The organism is Cnuibacter physcomitrellae, assembly GCF_014640535.1.
Taxonomy (GTDB): domain Bacteria; phylum Actinomycetota; class Actinomycetes; order Actinomycetales; family Microbacteriaceae; genus Cnuibacter; species Cnuibacter physcomitrellae.
Genome location: NZ_BMHD01000002.1, coordinates 187392 through 207317 on the forward strand (window position 1 = coordinate 187392; position 19926 = coordinate 207317).

21 protein-coding genes, 1 tRNA gene and 1 pseudogene are annotated in these 19926 nt (G+C 70.7%); 7 read left to right on the forward strand and 16 right to left on the reverse strand.

The genetic code is table 11. The annotated features are described in order from the left end of the window. Positions 1 to 29: 29 nt before the first annotated feature. Positions 30 to 800: a type I methionyl aminopeptidase gene (map, locus tag IEX69_RS17740; protein WP_085018970.1), complete on the forward strand. Its 771-nt coding sequence runs from the start codon at positions 30 to 32 to the stop codon at positions 798 to 800. A 7-nt stretch (positions 801 to 807) separates the two neighbouring features. Here map and trmD read toward each other — a convergent pair whose 3' ends face one another. The 4 genes from trmD to rpsP form a co-directional block, all read right to left on the reverse strand. Beyond that, positions 808 to 1524, reverse strand: coding sequence for a tRNA (guanosine(37)-N1)-methyltransferase TrmD (trmD, locus tag IEX69_RS17745; protein ID WP_085018969.1), 717 nt, complete (start codon positions 1522 to 1524; stop codon positions 808 to 810). Between the two features lie 142 nt (positions 1525 to 1666). Continuing rightward, the gene (gene rimM / locus IEX69_RS17750) at positions 1667 to 2296 is read right to left on the reverse strand and encodes a ribosome maturation factor RimM (protein ID WP_085018968.1); all 630 of its coding nucleotides are present in this window, start codon (positions 2294 to 2296) and stop codon (positions 1667 to 1669) included. Beyond that, complete coding sequence (locus IEX69_RS17755) at positions 2253 to 2489, reverse strand: RNA-binding protein (protein WP_085018967.1); 237 nt, start codon at positions 2487 to 2489, stop codon at positions 2253 to 2255. Before IEX69_RS17755 ends, rimM begins: the two co-directional genes overlap by 44 nt. A gap of 2 nt (positions 2490 to 2491) precedes the next feature. After that, positions 2492 to 2929, reverse strand: coding sequence for a 30S ribosomal protein S16 (gene rpsP, locus IEX69_RS17760; RefSeq protein ID WP_085018966.1), 438 nt, complete (start codon positions 2927 to 2929; stop codon positions 2492 to 2494). 193 nt (positions 2930 to 3122) lie between these two features. On the opposite strand from rpsP, the gene IEX69_RS17765 reads away from it, so the two are divergent. Further along, positions 3123 to 4259, forward strand: coding sequence for a glutamate--cysteine ligase (locus tag IEX69_RS17765; protein ID WP_085018965.1), 1137 nt, complete (start codon positions 3123 to 3125; stop codon positions 4257 to 4259). Between the two features lie 374 nt (positions 4260 to 4633). On the opposite strand, the gene IEX69_RS17770 is transcribed toward IEX69_RS17765, so the two are convergent. The 3 genes from IEX69_RS17770 to ffh all read right to left on the reverse strand — a co-directional run bounded on the left by IEX69_RS17770 (position 4634) and on the right by ffh (position 8054). Continuing rightward, positions 4634 to 5440 (reverse strand): LLM class F420-dependent oxidoreductase, encoded by an 807-nt coding sequence (locus IEX69_RS17770; RefSeq protein ID WP_085018964.1) that lies wholly within the window; start codon positions 5438 to 5440, stop codon positions 4634 to 4636. Between the two features lie 26 nt (positions 5441 to 5466). Next, positions 5467 to 6396: a siderophore-interacting protein gene (locus IEX69_RS17775; protein ID WP_085018963.1), complete on the reverse strand. Its 930-nt coding sequence runs from the start codon at positions 6394 to 6396 to the stop codon at positions 5467 to 5469. A 77-nt stretch (positions 6397 to 6473) separates the two neighbouring features. Next, positions 6474 to 8054 (reverse strand): signal recognition particle protein, encoded by a 1581-nt coding sequence (gene ffh, locus IEX69_RS17780; RefSeq protein ID WP_085018962.1) that lies wholly within the window; start codon positions 8052 to 8054, stop codon positions 6474 to 6476. Between the two features lie 113 nt (positions 8055 to 8167). On the opposite strand from ffh, the gene IEX69_RS17785 reads away from it, so the two are divergent. From IEX69_RS17785 to IEX69_RS17795, 3 genes are all read left to right on the forward strand, one after another. Further along, on the forward strand, positions 8168 to 8617 hold the full coding sequence (locus IEX69_RS17785) for a MarR family winged helix-turn-helix transcriptional regulator (RefSeq protein WP_085018961.1): 450 nt from the start codon (positions 8168 to 8170) through the stop codon (positions 8615 to 8617). A 5-nt stretch (positions 8618 to 8622) separates the two neighbouring features. Continuing rightward, positions 8623 to 9897, forward strand: coding sequence for an MFS transporter (locus IEX69_RS17790; RefSeq protein WP_085021375.1), 1275 nt, complete (start codon positions 8623 to 8625; stop codon positions 9895 to 9897). 69 nt (positions 9898 to 9966) lie between these two features. Beyond that, positions 9967 to 10992 (forward strand): NADPH:quinone reductase, encoded by a 1026-nt coding sequence (locus IEX69_RS17795; protein ID WP_085018960.1) that lies wholly within the window; start codon positions 9967 to 9969, stop codon positions 10990 to 10992. Between the two features lie 93 nt (positions 10993 to 11085). Here the strand turns inward: IEX69_RS17795 and ftsY are convergent, their stop codons facing one another. The 5 genes from ftsY to IEX69_RS17820 form a co-directional block, all read right to left on the reverse strand. Next, positions 11086 to 11955, reverse strand: coding sequence for a signal recognition particle-docking protein FtsY (gene ftsY / locus IEX69_RS17800; protein WP_085018959.1), 870 nt, complete (start codon positions 11953 to 11955; stop codon positions 11086 to 11088). Continuing rightward, positions 11955 to 12230 carry a mycoredoxin gene (locus IEX69_RS17805; protein ID WP_085018958.1) on the reverse strand — a complete coding sequence of 92 codons (276 nt, stop codon included), beginning with the start codon at positions 12228 to 12230 and terminating at the stop codon, positions 11955 to 11957. Before IEX69_RS17805 ends, ftsY begins: the two co-directional genes overlap by 1 nt. A gap of 53 nt (positions 12231 to 12283) precedes the next feature. After that, entirely contained in the window at positions 12284 to 13261 is a 978-nt protein-coding gene (locus IEX69_RS17810; RefSeq protein ID WP_085018957.1) for a ribose-phosphate diphosphokinase, read from the reverse strand. Further along, the gene (gene glmU / locus IEX69_RS17815) at positions 13262 to 14686 is read right to left on the reverse strand and encodes a bifunctional UDP-N-acetylglucosamine diphosphorylase/glucosamine-1-phosphate N-acetyltransferase GlmU (RefSeq protein ID WP_085018956.1); all 1425 of its coding nucleotides are present in this window, start codon (positions 14684 to 14686) and stop codon (positions 13262 to 13264) included. A gap of 57 nt (positions 14687 to 14743) precedes the next feature. Next, positions 14744 to 14815, reverse strand: a tRNA-Gln gene (locus IEX69_RS17820). 139 nt (positions 14816 to 14954) lie between these two features. On the opposite strand from IEX69_RS17820, the gene IEX69_RS17825 reads away from it, so the two are divergent. Further along, positions 14955 to 15455 (forward strand): MarR family winged helix-turn-helix transcriptional regulator, encoded by a 501-nt coding sequence (locus IEX69_RS17825; protein WP_085018955.1) that lies wholly within the window; start codon positions 14955 to 14957, stop codon positions 15453 to 15455. A 54-nt stretch (positions 15456 to 15509) separates the two neighbouring features. Here IEX69_RS17825 and IEX69_RS17830 read toward each other — a convergent pair whose 3' ends face one another. From IEX69_RS17830 to IEX69_RS21250, 3 genes and pseudogenes are all read right to left on the reverse strand, one after another. Then, positions 15510 to 16283, reverse strand: coding sequence for an MBL fold metallo-hydrolase (locus IEX69_RS17830; RefSeq protein WP_085018954.1), 774 nt, complete (start codon positions 16281 to 16283; stop codon positions 15510 to 15512). 105 nt (positions 16284 to 16388) lie between these two features. Next, the gene (locus IEX69_RS17835; protein ID WP_444542120.1) at positions 16389 to 17663 is read right to left on the reverse strand and encodes an ABC-F family ATP-binding cassette domain-containing protein; all 1275 of its coding nucleotides are present in this window, start codon (positions 17661 to 17663) and stop codon (positions 16389 to 16391) included. Positions 17664 to 17719: 56 nt separating this feature from the next. Beyond that, positions 17720 to 18188 (reverse strand): annotated as a pseudogene (locus IEX69_RS21250) (ATP-binding cassette domain-containing protein); the annotation flags it as partial. A gap of 82 nt (positions 18189 to 18270) precedes the next feature. Between IEX69_RS21250 and IEX69_RS17840 the strand changes: the two are divergent. Continuing rightward, positions 18271 to 18795, forward strand: coding sequence for an adenine phosphoribosyltransferase (locus IEX69_RS17840; RefSeq protein WP_268235441.1), 525 nt, complete (start codon positions 18271 to 18273; stop codon positions 18793 to 18795). A gap of 138 nt (positions 18796 to 18933) precedes the next feature. Here the strand turns inward: IEX69_RS17840 and IEX69_RS17845 are convergent, their stop codons facing one another. After that, positions 18934 to 19869, reverse strand: a complete 936-nt coding sequence (locus IEX69_RS17845; protein ID WP_085018952.1) for a 4-(cytidine 5'-diphospho)-2-C-methyl-D-erythritol kinase — start codon at positions 19867 to 19869, stop codon at positions 18934 to 18936. Between the last annotated feature and the right edge of the window lie 57 nt (positions 19870 to 19926).

A 19926-nucleotide genomic window follows, 5' to 3' on the forward strand; every position in this document is an offset into this window, starting at 1 on the left:
CCCTGAGCACCGGCACGGAAGGAGCACGGATGATCGAGCTGAAGACCCCCGCGGAGATCGAGGAGATGCGTCCCGCGGGCGAGTTCGTCGCCTCGGTGCTCACCGAGCTCGCCGCGCGGGCCACCGTCGGCACGAACCTGCTCACGCTCGACCGCATCGCGCACCAGATGATCCGCGATCGCGGCGCCGAGTCCTGCTACATCGACTACCACCCCTCGTTCGGCGCCTCTCCGTTCGGCAAGGTGCTCTGCACCTCGGTCAACGACGCCGTGCTGCACGGACTCCCCTTCGACTACGTGCTGCGCGAGGGCGACGTCGTGAGCCTCGACTTCGCGGCGTCCGTGAACGGATGGGTCGCCGACTCGGCCCTCACCGTGATCGCCGGACGTCCACGCTCCGAAGAGGACGTGCGACTCATCGAGGTCACCACCGAGGCGCTGGCCGCCGGCATCGCGGCCGCCCAGCCCGGCGGACGGATCGGCGACATCTCCGCGGCGATCGGGGCCGTCGCCACGGCGGCCGGGTACGGCGTCAACACCGACTTCGGCGGGCACGGCGTGGGCCGCACCATGCACGGGGATCCGCACGTGCCGAACCAGGGACGCCCCGGACGCGGGCTCCCCCTCCGGCCCGGTCTCGTGATCGCGATCGAGCCGTGGTTCCTCGAGACCACCGATCGCATCTACACCGACAAGGATGGCTGGACGCTCCGGTCCTCCGACGGATCGAACGGCGCCCACATGGAGCACACCGTCGCGATCACGGAGGAAGGCCCGGTCATCCTCACCGCGCGCGGCTGAGGGCGGCTCAGTCCGTCGAGTCGTCGTCCTCCGCCAGCAGCTCGGGGCGCACGCGGCGGGTCCGCTCGACCTGCTGCTCGCGGCGCCAGGCGGCGATCGCGGCGTGGTTGCCGCTCAGCAGCACCGGAGGGACCTCCCGCTCGCGCCACACCGCGGGCTTGGTGTAGCTCGGGTACTCGAGCAGGCCGTCCTCGTGCGACTCCTCGACGAGGCTCTCGGGGTTGCCGACCACACCCGGGATGAGGCGCCCGATCGCCTCGATCATCGCCATGGCGGCGACCTCTCCCCCGTTCAGAACGTAGTCTCCGAGGCTCACCAGCCTCACCTCGACGCGTTCGGCGACCTCGTCGAAGACCCGCTGGTCGATGCCCTCGTAGCGACCGCATCCGATCACGAGGTGCTGCTTCGCCGCCAGCTCGTGCGCCATGGCCTGGGTGAACAGCTGCCCGGCGGGGCTCGGGAACAGCACGACCGTGCCGGGGTCGTGGGCGGGAGTGCCCCCGAGCAGCTCGTCGAACGCCTCGCCCCACGGCTCGGGCTTCATCACCATCCCCGCGCCGCCGCCGTACGGGGTGTCGTCCACGGTGCGGTGCCGGTCGTGGGTGTGCGAGCGCAGATCGTGCGCGACGACCTCGAGGATCCCCGCCTGCCGCGCCCGCCCCAACAGCGAGATGTCGAGCACCCCGAAGAACTCCGGGAAGATCGTGACCACGTCGATGCGCATCCGACCAGGGTAGCCGCGGGCCGCGGCGCGCGATGACCGTCGCGGTCGTCATGATCGCGGAGCGGAAACGCAGAAAGGTCGCCTGTGAGCGGACACGAGGCGACGGGGGCCTCGACGACGCTCACAGGCGACCTTTCGAACGTCAGTGCTCGGGGTCGGGCTCCGCGGATGCCTCGCCGGGGGTGGGCTCCGGGTCGTCGTCCGGGATCTCCTCGAACAGGCCCGCCGGAGGGGTCACGGTGACGACACCGGCGTCGAGGTCGACGCTCGGGACGATCTCCTTGACGAACGGCACCATGACCTCGCCGTCGGCGGTCTTCACGATGAGGAGGTCCTGGGCGGGCAGGTGCTCCACGAGCTTCACCGTGCCGACGGCGACGCCGTCGCGCACGACGGAGAGGCCCACCAGCTGGTGGTCGAACCACTCGTCGTCGCCCGGGGCGTCCGCCTCCGGGTCGAGGTCGATCCAGAGGATCGCCTTGATCAACGACTCGGCCGCGGTACGGTCGGTGACCCCCGTGAAGAAGCCGACCGGATGCTGGTTGTACCAGCGCAGCTCGGCCAGCTCGAGCGTCTTGCCGTGCCAGGGCGAGTCGGCCGGGACCTGGAGGGAGAACACGGCGCCCGGCACGAACCGGCGCTCCGGATCGTCGGTGAACAGCTCCAGCTTGATCGCGCCCTTCAGCCCGTGGGCCTTCGTCAAGCGACCGACCCGGAGCTGGGTCTTCTCAGTAATCGGTGTCCACCACGTCGACGCGCACGCGACGCCCATCGGCGAGCGCGGTGACGAGGGTGCGCAGGGCCTTCGCCGTGCGTCCGGATCGACCGATCACGCGACCGAGGTCCTCGGGGTGCACACGCACCTCGAGGACCTCGCCGCGCGGGGAGCTCTTCGTGACCACGGTCACCTCGTCGGGGTTGTCGACCATCCCCTTGACGAGGTGCTCGAGAGCAGGAGCGAGCAAGGTCAGGCCTGGTCTTCGGTGGACTCGGCGGCCTCGGTGTCAGCAGCCTCGTCGGCGGGAGCGGTCTCCTCGACCGGAGCGGCCTTGGGCTCGCTCTTCGGCTTCAGGACGGGCTTCTTCTTGTCGTCGGCGACGAACGCCTCCTTGCCCTTGGGGGCCTCGACGCGCGACTCGGTGGGGCCCTCACCGGTGAAGGTGCCCCAGTCGCCGGTGAGCTTGAGGAGGGCCTCGACCTGCTCGGTGGGCTGAGCGCCCACGCCGAGCCAGTACTGGGCACGCTCGGAGTCGACCTCGATCAGCGAGGGCTGCTCGGTCGGGTGGTACTTGCCGATCTCCTCGATGACACGACCATCGCGCTTGGTGCGCGAGTCGGCGACGACGATGCGGTAGTAAGGCGCGCGGATCTTGCCCAGGCGCTTGAGACGGATTTTGACGGCCACGGTTCTCCTGTTGGATGTGTGAAGCGGACGAACTGACTGCCGTGGGCGTGGGGGCACACTCGGCGGAAGCTCAACGATGTGTGACGCCGCCAGATAGAGGGTCGGGCGGGCGCACACTCGACTGACTATTCTGACAGATATCGGCGTCCGGGCGGTAATCAGCCCCTGGCGGGCACGGAGAGGGAACGCGTCCATGAAGATCGACTTCGCGCCGTCGGAGCGCTCGACGCTCGGCATCGAGTGGGAGGTCGCGATGGTCGACCGGACCACCGGCGACCTCGTGTCCGTCGCCACCGAGGTGCTCACCGCGCTCCAGGGTCCGGACGGGGAGCCGCACCCCCAGATCACCAACGAGCTGCTCCTCAACACCGTCGAGCTGGTGTCGGGCGTGCACCATCGGGTGTCGGATGCGGTCGACGACCTCCAGGGACAGCTCGCCGAGGTGCGTGCCATCACCGACCCGCTCGACGTCGAGCTGATGTGCGCCGGATCCCACCCGTTCGGCCAGTGGTACGACCAGGAGGTCACCGACAAGGAGCGGTACCACAAGCTCATCGACCGCACCCAGTGGTGGGGCCGGAACATGATGATCTGGGGCATCCACGTCCACGTCGGGATCGACGCCGCTGACAAGGCGCTGCCCATCGTCGACTCGCTCCTCAACTACTACCCGCACCTGCAGGCGCTGAGCGCCTCCAGCCCGTTCTGGGGCGGGGTGAGGACCGGCTACGCCTCCAACCGGGCGTTGATGTTCCAGCAGCTCCCGACGGCGGGCCTGCCCTACCAGTTCGGTGCCTGGGCGAACTACGAGGAGTACGTCGACGACCTCGTCCGCACCGGGGTCATCAGCGACCACAGCGAGGTCCGATGGGACGTCCGTCCGTCACCGAAATGGGGCACGGTCGAGATGCGCGCCTGCGACGGGCTCTCGAGCCCCGAGGAGATCGGCGCGGTCGCCGCGTTCATCCAGTGCCTCGTCGACGACATGAGCGAACGGCTCGACGCCGGCGAGGACCTGCCGACGATGCAGCCCTGGTACGTCCGCGAGAACAAGTGGCGTGCGGCCCGGTACGGCATGGAGGCGGAGATCATCCTCAACGCCGCGGGCGACGAGGAGCTCGTGACCGACGCCGTGCGCCGGGAGCTCGCCCGGCTCGCCCCGGTGGCGGAGCGGCTCGGGTGCTCGGCCGAGCTCGGGAACGTGGAGCTCATCCTGTCGCAGGGGGCGAGCTACCAGCGGCAGCTCGCGGTCGCCGAAGCCAACGGGGGGAGCCTCCAGGCCGTGGTGTCGTCGCTCACCCGCGAGCTGCGGCACGGGCTGGGGGCGTAGGGACCTCGGCACCGGCCCGGTCGGGGGCACCGGCCCGTCCGGGCCACTTCGGCTAGCGGCGTGAGGTGGTTGTCGGTCTTCGTCTCGAGTCGCTTCCAGGCGCCTGCGGCGCCCGCCAGGCCCAACCAGCGACTCGAGACGAAGACCGACAACCACCTCCCGCCTCTGTCCTACGGAGAGGGCGGGAACGGATCTCCCGCTCGACTCGGGTTTACGGGCGGGAGAGGTGGGAGAGGGGCACGGGTCTTCCCTCTGAGTCGCTGGTTGGGCCTGGCGGGCGCCGTAGGCGCCTGGAGGCGACTCAGAGGGAAGACCCGTGCCCCTCTCCCGCCGCTGTCAACGAAGAAGTGCGGATGGAAGCACGTCCCGCAGGACTAGAGGGAGTCGCGCCAGCGGACGAGGGACTCGGCGGCGGCGAAGTCGAGGTCGGGGGCGGTGATGCTGAGGGTGAAGAGGGTGACGCCGGCCTCGAGCTGGGCGTCGAGGGGGGAGTAGTCGCCACCGCTGTCGGCACGGACCGCGGTCGAGATCTCGATCTCGCTGCGATCGCGGCCCTCCTTCGCGCACCATTCGTCGAGCACCGCGAGCTTGCGGTTGAGGGTCTCCACGTCGCTGAACGAGTGCCAGATGTCGGCGTGCTTCGCCACGAGGCGGAGCGTCTTCTTCTCGCCGCCGCCGCCGATGAGGACGGGGATGTGGCGAGTCGGCTGCGGGTTCAGCTTCGACCAGCGCGACTCGATGCGGGGCAGGTCCTCGGCGAGGGCGTCGAGACGCGAGCCCACCGTGCCGAAGTCGTAGCCGTACTCGACGTAGTCGCGCTCGAACCAGCCCGAGCCGATGCCGAAGATGAGGCGCCCGGTGTCGCCGTCCTTCTTCGAGATGTGGTCGACCGTGCGGGCCATGTCCGCCAGCAGCTCCGGGTTGCGGTAGCTGTTGCAGGTCACGAGGGGTCCGAACTGCACGCGCGAGGTCTGCTCGGCCCACGCGGCGAGCATCGACCAGCCCTCGAAGTGCGTCCCCTCGGGATCGCCCGACAGCGGGAAGAAGTGATCCCAGTTGAAGAGCACGTCGATCCCCATGTCCTCGAGCCGCACGACGGCGTCGCGGATCTCGGCGTAGGAGGAGTGATGCTGGGGTGCAAGCTGCACCCCGACGCGGACTGGGCGTGAAGGAGTCGTCATGCCCTCACGCTACTCCGGCGAGGAGGTCAGTTCTGCTCGCTGCGTCCGAGCCGCCAGTAGCCCATGAACGCGACCGCCTTGCGGTCCATCCCGCGCTCGGCCACGAGGTGCCGGCGCAGCAGCTTGATGACGCTCGCCTCCCCCGCGAGCCAGGCGTAGAGCGGTGCGTCGTCGAGGGCGGCGTGGCCGGCGTCGTCGCTCGGCACCTCCCACAGCAGTCCGGCGTCGACGTCCACGTCGTCGAGGTCGACCTCGGAGTCGAGCGCCTCGAGGAGCCCGTCCACCTTGTCGCGGACGAGGGGCGAGAGGGCGTCGCCGTGCTGTCCCCCGTCCCGCGCCAGGACGATCACCTCGAAGCCCGGGTGCGTCGGCAGGGCGACCGCGTCATCCGGATGCGGGACCTCCACGAGGGCGCAGCCCCGCGCATCCGCCGGCAGCGCCTCGAGGATGTTCGCGATCGCGGGAAGGGCGGTCTCGTCGCCGGCCAGCAGCACCCGACCCGAACGCCTCGGCGGGAGGAAGTCGACGCCGCCGTGGAACCCGTCATAGGCCGCGTTCGGGCCGAGGACCACGATCGAGTCGCCCGGCTCCGCCGAGGTCGCCCAGCGGGAGGCCGGGCCGGTGACGCCGTGCAGGACGATGTCGACGTCGATCTCGCGCTGCTCCTGTCGCACCGCGCGGATCGTGTAGGTGCGGATGGGGTTCCGCAGCTCGTCGGGGAGCTCGCGCCACTGCGCGTACCAGTCGTCGCCCATCGGGACGGGAGCGAGCCCCACCCCCTCCAGCGGGAAGATCAGCTTGATGCGCTGGTCGAGGCCCCTGTCGGCGAACTGGTCGAGCTCCGGTCCGGCGAAGGTGAAGCGGACGAAGCTCGGCGAGATCCGACGGCGGCGGACCAGCGTGACCTCGTGCAGGCGGAACGGCGCGGTCGGGGTCTGGGTGCTGAGCCGGGGCATGTCGATAAGGGTAGCCTAAGCTTCCCCGGTCGGCCTGGGAGTCCGGAAGGAGACGCTCGCCCGGAACGGGCGATGCGTCAGCGCAGGAAGCGCTGCAGCGCCTCGAGCTCCTCCGGCGAGGGGTTCTGCAAGCCGTTCGGCGCCTTCGCGCCGAGCCCGAAGCCCGCGCCCGACTTCTCGGGCTCCGCCCCCACAGGCTTCACCCCGGACGCCCGTGCCGCGTTCTCGGCCGCACGCTTGGCCGGGTTGCCCGACCGCGAGCCGCTGCCGCCCTTCTTCTTGGCGTTCTTGCGCGATCCACCGCCGAAGGAGGCGCCGGGCACCGGCCCCATGCCGGGGATGTTCGGCATGCCGCCCTTGGCCACGGTCTTCATCATCTTCGCGGCCTGCTCGAAGCGCTGCACGAGCTGGTTGACGTCGGTCACCGTCATGCCGGAGCCCTTGGCGATGCGCAGCCGACGGGATCCGTTGAGGATCTTGGGGTTCGTTCGCTCCTGCTTCGTCATCGACTGGATGATCGCCTCCGTGCGGACGATCTCCTTCTCGTCGAAGTTCTCGAGCTGCTGCTTGAGACCACCGGCGCCGGGGAGCATGCCGAGCATGTTCTTGATCGAGCCGGCCTTCCGCAGCTGCTGCATCTGCTTCAGGAAGTCGTCGAGCGTGAAGGAGTCGGTCGCGAACTTCTCGGCGACCTTGCGCGCCTCCTCCTCGTCGAACGCGCTCTGCGCCTGCTCGATGAGGGTGAGGATGTCACCGAGGTCGAGGATGCGGCTCGCCATGCGGTCGGGGTGGAAGGGCTCGAAGTCGTCGAGCGACTCCCCCGTCGAGGCGAAGATGATCGGACGGCCGGTGACGCTGGCCACAGAGAGCGCAGCACCACCGCGCGCGTCGCCGTCGAGCTTCGAGAGCACGACGCCGGTGAAGTCGACGCCCTCCTGGAAGGCACGGGCGGTCGCGACGGCGTCCTGGCCGATCATCGCGTCGATGACGAAGAGCACCTCGTCGGGGTCGACGGCCTTGCGGATGTCGGCGGCCTGCTTCATCAGCTCCGCGTCGACGCCGAGACGACCGGCCGTGTCGACGATGACGGTGTCGTACTGCTTGTCGACCGCGTACTTGATCGAGTCCTTGGCCACCCGGACCGGGTTGCCGACGCCGTTGCCGGGCTCGGGAGCGTAGACGGCGACACCGGCCTGCTGGCCGACGACCTGCAGCTGGTTCACCGCGTTCGGCCGCTGGAGGTCGGCGGCGACGAGCATCGGGGTGTGACCGTCCTTCGCGAGCCACTTCGCCAGCTTGCCGGCGAGCGTGGTCTTTCCGGCGCCCTGGAGGCCGGCGAGCATGATCACGGTCGGCGGCTTCTTGGCGAACTCGAGACGGCGCTGCTGCCCGCCGAGGATCTGGATGAGCTCCTCGTTGACGATCTGCACCACCTGCTGCGCCGGGTTGAGCGCGCGGTTCACCTCGTCGCTCAGGGCGCGCTCGCGCACCTTCCCAGTGAAGTCCTTGACCACCTCGAGCGCGACGTCGGCATCGAGCAGCGCACGCCGGATCTCCCGGACGGTCCCGTCGACGTCCGCCGCGGACAGCTTGCCCTTGGTGCGGAGGTTTCTGAAGGTGTCGGCGAGCCGGTCTGACAGGGATCCGAAGGTAGCCATGATCCGGCCATTTTAGCCGGGATGGCGGTCGCCCTCCTGCGGCGGGGCTCGGTGTCCGCCGAGAGCGCACGAGGAAAGGTAGTTATCGCGTGCTAATGAGCTAGGCTAACTACATGACCACCTCGCCGTTCCCCGCATCCGCTCGGTCCGGCCTCTCGCTCAGCACCGAGCTGCGGACCACGACGATGCGCCTCAGCCGTCGCATCCGCCAGGAGCGGGCGGTCGACGAGCTCAGCGATCCTCAGCTCACGGTGCTCGCCTACCTCACCCGCAATGGGGCGACGTCGCCGACCGCGCTCGCCGACTTCGAGCACGTGTCCCCGCCGTCGATGAGCCGGACCATCAACGGTCTCGTGGCGCGCGGCTTCGCCCGGCGCTCCCCCGTCGGCGACGACGGACGGCGGCTGCTCATCGAGGCGACCGAGGCGGGCCGCGACGTCGTCGAGGAGACGCGCCGTCGCCGCGACGCCTGGCTTGACGGCCGCCTCGCGGAGCTCGACGGCGACGACCTGGCCACGGTGCGCCGGGCCGTCGAGATCCTCGGGTCGATGATGCACTCGTGAGCGCGATGTTCCGCTCGCTGGCGAGCGTGGACTACCGGATCTGGTTCGCCGGCGCCCTCGTGTCGAACATCGGCACGTGGATGCAGCGCACCGCGCAGGACTGGATCGTGCTCACCCAGCTCAGCGACCACGACGCGGTCGCCGTCGGCATCACGATGGCGCTCCAGCTCGGCCCGCAGCTGCTGCTCGTGCCGCTCTCCGGCCTGGTGGCCGATCGCTTCGACCGCAGGCGGACCCTGATGGTGACCCAGGGTGCGATGGCGCTGCTCGGCGCCGCCCTCGGCGTGGTGCTCCTGCTCGGGATCGCGCAGCTGTGGACGGTGTACCTCTTCGCGCTGCTGCTCGGCATCGCCTCCGCGTTCGACGCCCCGGTGCGCCAGACGTTCGTCTCGGAGCTGGTGGGCGGATCGAACGTGGCGAACGCGGTCGCGCTCAACTCCGCGTCGTTCAACGCCGCACGCACCATCGGCCCCGCCGTGGCCGGTATCCTCGTCGCGGCGATCGGCGCCGGTTGGGTGTTCATAGTGAACGCCGCCTCCTTCGCCGCGGTGCTCACGTCGCTGTTCTTCATCCGGCCGTCCCGGCTGTTCCGCACCCCACGTCCGCCGCGGGCCAAGGGTCAGCTGCTCGAGGGCTTCCGGTACGTCCGCGGCCGGCCCGACCTCCTGGTGATCTTCGCGATCGTCTTCGTGATCGGGACCCTCGGGTTCAACTACCAGATCTTCACCTCGACGATGACGACCATCGAGTTCGGCGAGGGGTCGACGGCCTTCGGCGTCCTGACGTCGATCATGGCCATCGGATCGGTCGTCGGCGCCCTGGTCACGGCCAGCCGCGACCGCCCGCGCATCCGCACCGTGGTGCTCGCCAGCGGCGGATTCGGACTGGCGGCGCTCGTCGCGGCGGTCATGCCCACGTACTGGTCGTTCGCCGCGGCGACGATCTGCATCGCGTTCTGCGGACAGCTCATCATGACCATGGCGAACGGCACGGTGCAGACCACCACGTCGCCCGCCATGCGCGGCCGCGTGATGGCGCTCTACATGGCGATCTTCATGGGCGGCACCCCGATCGGCGCCCCCATCGTGGGCTGGGTGGCGGATGCGCTCGGCCCGCGCTACGGCCTCGGCCTCGCCGCGATCGCCGGGTTCGCGGCGTTCGCGCTCGGCGCCGTGTGGCTGCGGCGCCGCCGCGCCGCCGACCTCCCGACGGGCGCGCTCAGCGTCGACGACGTGCGCGACGAGCTCGCCGCCGACGAGGCCGAGGCCCGCGCCGCCTAGCGCACTGGGCGTGCCGATTCCTCGTCCCTTTCAGGAAGGAGTTCGCGCGGGTCGGGGTTGGATGGAGGCATGAGAGCGATCGTGTACTCGGAGAGTGGGACGTCGGATGTGCTGCGGCTGGAGGAGCGCCCGGTGGGAGAACCGGGGCCGGGAGAGCTGCGGGTGCGCATCGCGGTGTCGGGGGTGAACCCGACCGACTGGAAGAACCGGAGCGGAGGCGGCTCCGGCACCAATGAGCTCGACGAGCAGACTCCCAACCAGGACGGCGCCGGGGTGGTCGACGCCGTCGGCGAGGGGGTCAACGGGTTCGCGGAGGGCGACCGGGTCTGGCTGTACCTGTCGGCGTACCAGCGCCCCTCGGGGACGGCTCAGGAGTACGCCGTCGTGCTCGCCCGCCACGCGGTAAGACTTCCGGACGGCGTCTCCTTCGACGTGGGGGCCTCGCTCGGCGTGCCCGCGATGACCGCGCATCGGGCGCTCACCGTGCACGAAGGCGGCCCGACGAGGCTCGCGCACGGAGCGCTCGAGGGGCGCACGGTGCTGGTCGCCGGGGGCGCAGGTGCCGTCGGGCACGCCGCCATCCAGCTCGCGCACTGGGCGGGGGCCACGGTGATCACGACCGTCTCCTCCGCCTCGAAGGCCGCGCTCGCCGCCTCGGCGGGAGCCGATGTGATCGTGAACTACCGCGAAGAGGATGCGGCTGCCCGCATCCGCGAGGCCGCACCCGACGGGGTCGACCTCATCGTCGAGGTCTCCCCCGCGCGCAACGCCGCGCTCGACGCGGAGGTGCTCGCTCCGCACGGCAGCGTGGCGGTGTACGCCACCGACGGCGGCGGTGTCATGGAGCTCGACGTACGGGCGCACTTCGTGCTCAACGCCCGCTACCAGTTCGTGCTGCTCTACACCGTCGGCCAGGAGGCGCTCGATGCCGCGGCGGAGGACATCACCGCCGCGCTCCTCGATGACGCGCTCCCGGTCGGCGAGGAGGCCGGCCTTCCGCTCACGCGGTTCGCGCTCGAGGACACCGCCGCCGCCCACGATGCCGTCTCCGACGGCACGGTCGGCAAGGTCCTGGTGGACGTCGCCGACCTCTGACCGACCTCTCACCGTTTCGCCACACTGGTGGCGTTTCGCCACCTCGTGCGCATGGCGAAACGCCAGCAGTGTGGCGAAACGGAGGTCTCGACGCTAGCCGACGAGGTTCTGCGCGAAGACGTGGGGCGTGAAGCCGGTGAGGTCGTTGATCCCCTCGCCCTGGCCGATGAGCTTGATGGGGATGCCCGTCTTCTCCTGGACGGCGAGGACGAACCCGGCCTTCGCCGAGCCGTCGAGCTTCGTCAGCACGAGCCCGGTGACGCCGGCGTGCTGGATGAACGCCTCCGCCTGGGCGAGGCCGTTCTGCCCCGTGGTCGCGTCGAGCACCAGGAGCACCTCGGAGATCGGCGCCTGCTTCTCGACCACGCGCTTGATCTTGCCGAGCTCGTCCATCAGACCGCCCTTGGTCTGGAGGCGGCCCGCGGTGTCGATGATGACGATCTCGGTGCCGTCGTTCTTCGCCTTCTCGACGGTCTGGAAGGCGACCGACGCGGGATCCTGTCCCTCGTGCTGCGGCCTGACGATGCCTGCGCCCGCTCGCTCGGCCCACGTGGCCACCTGGTCGACGGCCGCGGCACGGAACGTGTCGGCCGCGCCGATGAGCACCGAGCGGTCGTAGGTGCGGAGGAACCGCGCGAACTTGCCGATCGTGGTGGTCTTGCCCACGCCGTTCACGCCGACGACGAGCACCACGGCGGGGCGCTCGCTCAGCTTCAGCGTCGTGTCGAAGGCGGAGAGCTTCTCCTCGATCGTCTCCCGGAGCATCCGCTGCAGGTCGCGAGGATCGGTCGTCGAGTAGCGCTGGACCTTCGCCCGCAGGTCGTCGACCACCTGCTCGGTGACGTCGGGCCCGAAGTCCGCCTTGATCAGGGCGTCCTCGAGGTCGGTCCAGGTCTCGTCGTCGATCGTCCGCTTGGCGAACATGCCCCGCAGAGCGGAGCCGAGCGACCAGCGCTCGGCCATCAGGCGAGCTGCTCGGCGACCGCGCGCGCCGAGGGGTTCGTCGCCGTCGTGCCGTCGGGGTAGATCACGGTGGGGACCGTCTGGTTGCCGCCGTTGACGGAGGCGACGAGCTCGGCCGTGCCGGGAACCTCCTCGATGTCGACGACCCGGTACCCGATGCCCTCGGCGTCGAGCTGCTTCTTCAACCGCGCGCAGTAACCGCACCAGCTCGTGCTGAACATCGTGATGGTGCCGTCGGCGGGGAGGTAGTCGGAGAGGGAGGCGGTCGTGGTCATGATCCCAGGGTACGTCTGCTCGGCGCGGTCTCTGTCGGAGTGCTCGTGCGAGATCAGGCGTCGCCGTCGAACATCGACGTGACCGACCCGTCCTCGAACACCTCGTTGATGGCCCGCGCGATCAGCGGGGCGATCGGGAGGATGGTGAGGCGATCCCAGCGCTTCTCCTCCGGAAGGGGCAGGGTGTCGGTGACGACGACCGAGTCGATGAACTCGCTCTGCAGGATGGTCGTGGCGGGGTCGGAGAAGACGGCGTGCGTGGCGGCGACGACGACGCCGATCGCGCCGTTCTTCTTCAGCGCCTCGGCGGCGGCCACGATGGTGCGACCGGTGTCGATGAGGTCGTCGACGAGGAGGCAGACCCGCCCGTTCACGTCGCCCACGATCTCGTGCACGCTCACCTGGTTGGGCACCCGGGGGTCGCGGCGCTTGTGGATGATCGCCAGCGGGGCGCCCAGCTTGTCGCTCCAGATGTCGGCGACGCGCACGCGGCCCATGTCGGGCGAGACGACCGTGAGCGTCGAGGGGTCGAGCGACTTCCGCATGTGGCCGAGGAGCACCGGCATCGCGAACAGGTGGTCGACCGGTCCGTCGAAGAAGCCCTGGATCTGCGCGGCGTGGAGGTCGACCGACATGATGCGGTTCGCGCCCGCGGCGAGGAACAGGTCGGCGACGAGACGGGCGGAGATCGGCTCGCGGCCGCGGCCCTTCTTGTCCTGCCTGGCGTAGGGGTAGAAGGGGGCGACCACGGTGATGCGCTTGGCCGAGGCCCGCTTGAGCGCGTCGACCATGATGAGCTGCTCCATGAGCCACTCGTTGATGGGCGCCGTGTGCGACTGGATCACGAAGGCGTCGGCACCGCGCACGCTCTCGCCGTAGCGGATGTAGAGCTCGCCGTTGGCGAAGGTACGAGCCTCGGTGTCGACCAGATCGGTGCCCAGCTCCGAGGCGATCGCGGCGGCCAGCTCGGGATGTGCCCTGCCGGAGACGAGGACGAGGCTCTTCTCACCGGACGCCTTGATGACGGACACCTATTCTCCGCTCTCCTCCGCAGCCTGAGCTGCGGCGGTTCCGGGGCGGTTCTGGACGACCCAACCCGCGATGTTCCTCTGTGGGGCGACGTTCACCGCGAGAGAGCCGGCGGGCACATCCTTGCGCACGACCGTCCCAGCTCCCGTGTAAGCGCCGTCACCAATCCTAACGGGGGCGACGAACACGTTGTGCGAGCCCGTGCGGACGTGGTCGCCGACGACGGTGCGGTGCTTCTCGACGCCGTCGTAGTTGGCGGTGATGGTGCCCGCCCCCACGTTGGCCCCCACCCCCACCTCGGTGTCGCCCACGTAGCTGAGATGCGGCACCTTGCTGCCCGCGCCGATGTGCGAGTTCTTCGTCTCGACGAAGGTGCCGATCTTGCCGTCGGCATCGAGCACCGTGTTCGGGCGGAGGAACGCCCAGGGGCCGACGGTGGCGCCCGCGCCGACGACCGCGAGCGTGGCGTCGGCGCGTCGCACCGTGGCGTTCTCGCCGATCTCGCAGTCCACGAGCGTGGTGTCGGGACCGACCACTGCTCCGGTCGCGATGCTCGTCGCGCCCTTGATCTGGGTGTTGGGCAGGATCGTCACGTCGGGCGACAGGGTGGCCTTGAGGTCGATCCAGGTCGTCGCCGGGTCCTGCACCGTGACGCCGGCCAGCTGCCAACCGCGCACGATGAGGGCGTTCAGCTTGGCCGCCGCCTCGGAGAGCTGGGCGCGGTCGTTGACCCCGGCGATCTTCCATGCTTCGTCGACGACCACGGCGGAGACGTCGGAGCCGGCACGCCTCAAGAGGCCGATGACGTCGGTGAGGTACTTCTCGCCCTGCGCGTTCTCGGTGCTCACCTTCGCGAGCTGATCGCGGAGCTGGGCGACACCGAAGACGTAGACGCCCGCGTTGATCTCGCGCAGCGCGAGCTCGGAGTCGGTGGCGTCCTTCTGCTCCACGATGCGGTCGAGCAGCCCGTCGCCGGTGCGCACGATTCGCCCGTAGCCCGTGGGATCGGCGAGCTCGGCCGAGAGGATCGTCGCCGCGGCGGCGCTCGCCCGGTGCCTCCGCACGAGGTCGGTGAGGGTGTCGGCGTCGAGCAGGGGAACGTCGCCGTTGACGACGAGCACGTCGCCGTCGAAGCCCGCAGGAAGAGCGTCGAGCGCCTGCTCGACCGCACGGCCGGTGCCGGGGATCTCGTCCTGGTCGACGGTGACCGGGTTCTCGAGGTGCTCCTCGACGACCCCGACGATGCGGTCGCGCTCGTGGCGGACCACGGTGACCACCTGCGCCGCGTCGAGCGCGTTCGCCGTGGCGAGCACGTGTGCCAGCATCGGCAGGCCGGCGATCTCGTGCAGCAGCTTCGGCGTGGCCGACCGCATCCTCGTGCCCTGCCCCGCCGCCAGTACGACGACCGCCAGTCTCTCGTCCACCACGCGTGTCTCCTCCCGGGACGGCTGCCTCGTGGGGCCGCCCCTGTGTGCTGTCGCGGGCTCCGCCTCCAGGACTCGAACCTGGACCTCACAGCTCCAAAGGCTGTCGTGCTGCCATTACACCAAGGCGGAACGCATCCGACCGACCGGCCCGACGCAGCCACAAGTCTGCCACGGGCGTCCGCCCGCATCGGGCCCGCTCGCCATCTGTGGACGAACTGCGGATGCGTCGCGCCTGGGGAGGAGGCGGGCTCGCCGCGATAATGGTCAGATGGCCACCCCCAGCTCTCGTGACGCCGTCGACGACATCGTCGAGGCGTGGGAGCGGGAGCGCCCTCAGCTGGACTTCTCGCCGCTGAAGATCCTGTCGCGGGTGACCCGGCTCGCGCGGCAGCTGGAGCGAACCCGGCGTGCCTCCTTCGGCGTCGCCGGACTCGAGACGTGGGAGTTCGACGTGCTGGCGGCGCTCCGGCGTGCGGGGGCTCCGCACGAGCTCTCCCCCAAGGCCCTGCTGGAGCAGACCGGCGTGTCGAGCGGCACCATGACCAACCGCATCGACGGGATGGTGCGGCGGGGCCTCGTCGAGCGCCGCGGCGACCCGAACGACGGGCGCGGCGTCCTGGTGTCGATGACCGCGGATGGACGTGCTCGCGTCGACGCCGCGATCGCCGACCTCGTCGCGGCCGAGGCCCGGCTGCTCTCAGGCCTCAGCGCCGCGGACCAGGAGCGGCTCGCCGCTCTGCTCCGCCGCCTCGCCCTCGACATGGGCTGATCGGCTCTCGGAGGGCCATCCGGCTCGGAGGACGACGCGGCGCTGGGCCTGTGCTCAGGAGGGACCGGCCAGGAGGGCTGCCTCGGCGGCGGCCGCTGCTCCCTCCCGCCACGGCTCACCGTGTCCGGGGAGCACGGTGCCGGCGCCCGTGAGCCCGATCGCCGCCACCGATTCGAGGGCCCGGCCCGAGTCGGCGGTGGCCGCCCCGGCGACGATCCGCGGGCCGACGGCACCCGTGTAGGGATCGAGGGTCACGAGGGCGTCGCCCGAGAGGACGGCGTCGGATCCGGGGAGATGCAGGGCGACGTGCCCAGCCGTGTGGCCGGGGGTCGCGAGCACGCGCGGGCGCCCCGGCAAGGCCAGCGCGCCCGTCTCGTCGCGCAGGACGTGGAGGTCGACCGAGGGGACCCCGCGGACCGCCAGCGCGCCCGCGACCGTCATCTCGAACAGGACCGGCAGCGCCCTCGGGAAGCGCAGCGGATACTGCAGGCGCATCCGCTCGTGGAGGTACCGGTACGGGTGGCGCGCGATGTACGCGTCCGCCGGGTCGACGAACGGCTCGAGGAGCCGGGTGTCGAGGAGTCGGCGGGCCATGCCGACGTGGTCGAAGTGGGCGTGGGTGAGCACGACCGCTCGGATGTCGGCGGTGGTCCGTCCGAGATGCTCGAGCGCCTGCACGAGGTACGGCCAGGTCGCCGGGAGCGCGGTGTCGACGAGGGTCAGGCCGTCCTCGTCCTCGAGCAGGTAGCAGTTCACGCCCGCGTGCTCGAGGCGGTGCACGCCGGGAACGACGTGAGCGGTGAACGCTGCTCGCGGGCGTGCATGCATGTCGGCCTCCCCTTCCGCGCGGCGACGGGTCGACCGCCCCGCCCCCTCACGGTCGCATCGCCGAGGGAGACGGGACACCCCCTCGCGGGCATCCGAGGATCGTGCTTACGCGAGCAGCTCGGCGAGCTCGAGCCAGCGGGTCTCGAGGTCGGCGAGCTGGGTCTCGAGGGCGGTGAGCTCCGCCGTGAGGGTGCCGAGGCCGACGTAGTCGGACTGGTCGAAGTCGGCGATCACGAGGTGCTGCTTCTCGATCTGCCCGGTGAGCTTCTCGATGCGGCGCTCGATCGACGACTGCTCCTTCTGGGCGTTCCGGAGGTCGGCGCCGGCCAGCGCAGGCGGCGCGGTGGTGGTGGAGCTGGTCGCAGCGGCCGGCGACACGCCCCCGGTCGCGATGGCCCGCTCCTCCTCGGCGCGGAGGCGCAGGTACTCGTCGAGCCCGCCGGGGAGGTGACGGAGTCGGTGGCTCATCACGGCGTACTGCTGGTCGGTGACGCGCTCGATGAGGTAGCGGTCGTGCGAGACGACGAGGAGCGTGCCCGGCCAGGAGTCGAGGAGGTCCTCGATGGCGGCGAGCATGTCGGTGTCGAGGTCGTTCGTGGGCTCGTCGAGGATGAGCACGTTCGGCTCGTCGAGGAGGATGAGCAGCAGCTGCAGGCGGCGCTTCTGGCCGCCCGACAGGTCCTTCACCGGGGTCGACAGCTGAGCGCTCGAGAACCCGAGCCGCTCGAGGAGCTGACCGGGGGTGAGCTCCTTGCCGCCGGCGACGTAGGAGGTCCGGTATCGCCCGATCACCTCGCGCACCCGGTCGTCCCACACGTCCTTCAGCTCGTCGAGCTGCTGGGTGAGCGACGCGATCCGCACGGTCTTGCCGTGCTTGACACGACCGCTCGTCGGCTCGAGCGCACCCGACACCAGGGCGAGCAGCGTGCTCTTCCCCGCTCCGTTCACTCCGAGGATGCCGGTGCGCTCGCCGGGTGCGATGCGCCACTCGACGTGCTCCAGGATCGTGCGACCCCCGAGCTCCACCCCGGCGTCGACGAGGTCGACGACGTCCTTGCCCAGTCGCGCGGTCGCCATCTGCGTGAGGCTGACGGAGTCGCGCACCGGCGGCTCGTCGGCGATGAGCTCGGCGGCGGCGTCCATCCGGAACTTGGGCTTCGACGTGCGGGCAGGCGCGCCACGACGGAGCCATGCCAGCTCCTTGCGCATGAGGTTCTGCCGCTTCGCCTCGCTGGCCGCCGCCATCCGGTCGCGCTCCACACGCTGCAGGATGTAGGCCGCATAGCCTCCCTCGAAGGGCTCGACGAGACGGTCGTGCACCTCCCAGGTCGCCGTGCACACCTCGTCGAGGAACCAGCGGTCGTGCGTGACGACGACCATCGCCCCGTCGGAGGCGGACCAGCGGCCCTTGATGTGCTGCGCGAGCCAGGCGATGCCCTCGACGTCGAGGTGGTTCGTGGGCTCGTCGAGGAAGAGCACGTCCCAGTCGCCGACGAGGAGCGCCGCGAGCGCGACCCGGCGGCGCTGGCCGCCGGAGAGCCCGCCGATCGGCGCGAGCCAGTCGATGCCCCCGAGGAGGCCCGCGATGACGTCGCGGACGCGCGGATCCCCGGCCCAGACGTGCTCCTCCACGCCGCCGACGACGGCGTCGGCGACGCGCTGCTCGTCGTCGAGGATGTCGCTCTGGTCGAGCACGCCGAGTCGCACATCCCGTCGACGGGTGACCCGGCCCGAGTCGGGCTCCAGCCGTCCGGCCAGCATGGCGAGGAGCGTCGACTTGCCGTCGCCGTTGCGGCCGACGATGCCGACCCGGTCGCCCTCGTTCAGGCCGAGGGTCACCGAGTCGAAGACGACCTTGGTCGGATACTCGAGGTGCAGCGCTTCCGCGCCCAGCAGATGGGCCACCGAACGACCTTACCCGCTCGACTCGGGCACTCCCTCCGCGCCCAGCACGGTCGACGGCACCGGGCGCGGATACGATGGGCCGGTGACAGACGAGATCGAACGGATCATCCGAGCGGGCATGACCGAGACGCCGGACTTCCCCTCCGAGGGGATCCTGTTCCGCGATCTGTCGGGCCTGTTCGCGGATGCGGACGGGCTGCGGGCCGTGTCCGCCGCGCTCGTCGACGGCGTCGACGCCGAGACCGTCGTCGGGGTCGAGGCGCGCGGGTTCGTGTTCGGCACCGCCGCCGCCGTCGCCACGGGCAAGGGGATGCTCGCGGTCCGCAAGGCGGGCAAGCTCCCCGGCGAGGTGCTCGCCGAGAGCTACGACCTCGAGTACGGGGTCGCCACGATCGAGGTGCACCCCGACACGCTCGCCCCGGGCACGCGGGTGGTGATCGTCGACGACGTGCTCGCCACCGGCGGCACGCTGGCCGCGACGATCCGGTTGATGCGGCGCGCGGGGTGGGTCGTCGCCGGGGTCGCGGTGGTCATCGAGCTCGAGGCGCTGGGTGGGCGCAGCGCGCTCCCCGCCGACGTCGAGGTGCGCTCGCTGCTCCGCCTCTGACGCGCGGCGCGATGCATGCGCGCACCGACCCAGCGGTTTTCGCTGCCATTTCTGCGTTTGCGCGTGCCCAGTGGGCGCGCGAAAGGTCAAAGAGGCAGCGAAAACCAGGACGGACGGAAGGACGGACGGGCGGGGCGGTCAGTCGGCGATGAGGCGGGCGCCGGCGACGGGGCCGGTGACGCGCACGGCCTCGTGGCGGGCGGCGCTCAGTGCGACCTGGAGCTCGAGCGCGCCGTCGATGTCGGCGGCGAGGAACGCCACCGTGGGCCCGGAGCCCGACACGATGCCGGCGAGAGCGCCGTTCGCCTCGCCCAGCTCGAGGATGCGCGACAACGACGGGTCGAGATGCAGCGACGCCGCCTGGAGGTCGTTGTGCAGCGACTCCGCGAGCATGTGCGGATCGCCCGCCCGGAGCGCCTGGAGCACGTCGGAGTCGACGACCGGCTGACCCCGCGAGGGGAAGATGTCCTGGGCGTGACGCTCCCGATGTCGGTCGAGCTCGCGGTACACCTCGGGGGTGGACAGGCCGTTCGGCGGGAGGACGAGGACCCAGTGGAACTGGCCCTTCGCCAGCGCCGGGCTGAGCTGGTCGCCCCGCCCGGTGCCCACCGCGGTGCCGCCGGTGAACGCGAACGGCACGTCGGCGCCCAGCTCCGACGCGAGGGACAGCAGCTCCTCGCGCCCGACGTCGGTGCCCCACAGCGTGTCGCAGGCGAGGAGGGTGGCCGCGGCGTCGGCCGACCCGCCGCCCATGCCCCCCGCGATCGGCACGTTCTTGTCGATGTGCAGACGGACGCCCTCGCGGTAGCCGGTGCGACGGGCGAGCAGTCGAGCCGCCCGGATGGCGAGGTTCGAGCCGTCGGTCTCGAGGCCGGCCGTGTCGATGTGACCGCCGAACGTCACCGAGAAGTCGGACGCTGCGGTCGCGTAGACGTCCTCGTAGAGGGACACCGCCTGGTACGCGGTGGCGACGTCGTGGTACCCGTCGTCGAGCACGGCGCCGACCTTGAGGAACACGTTCAGCTTGCCGGGGGCCCGCACGTGAACCGTCCGTGGCAGGCCGCTCGTGGTCATGGATCCAACCTAGTCCACGCCGCTGACGGCCCCGTCCACGCCCCGGTGAGCGCACCC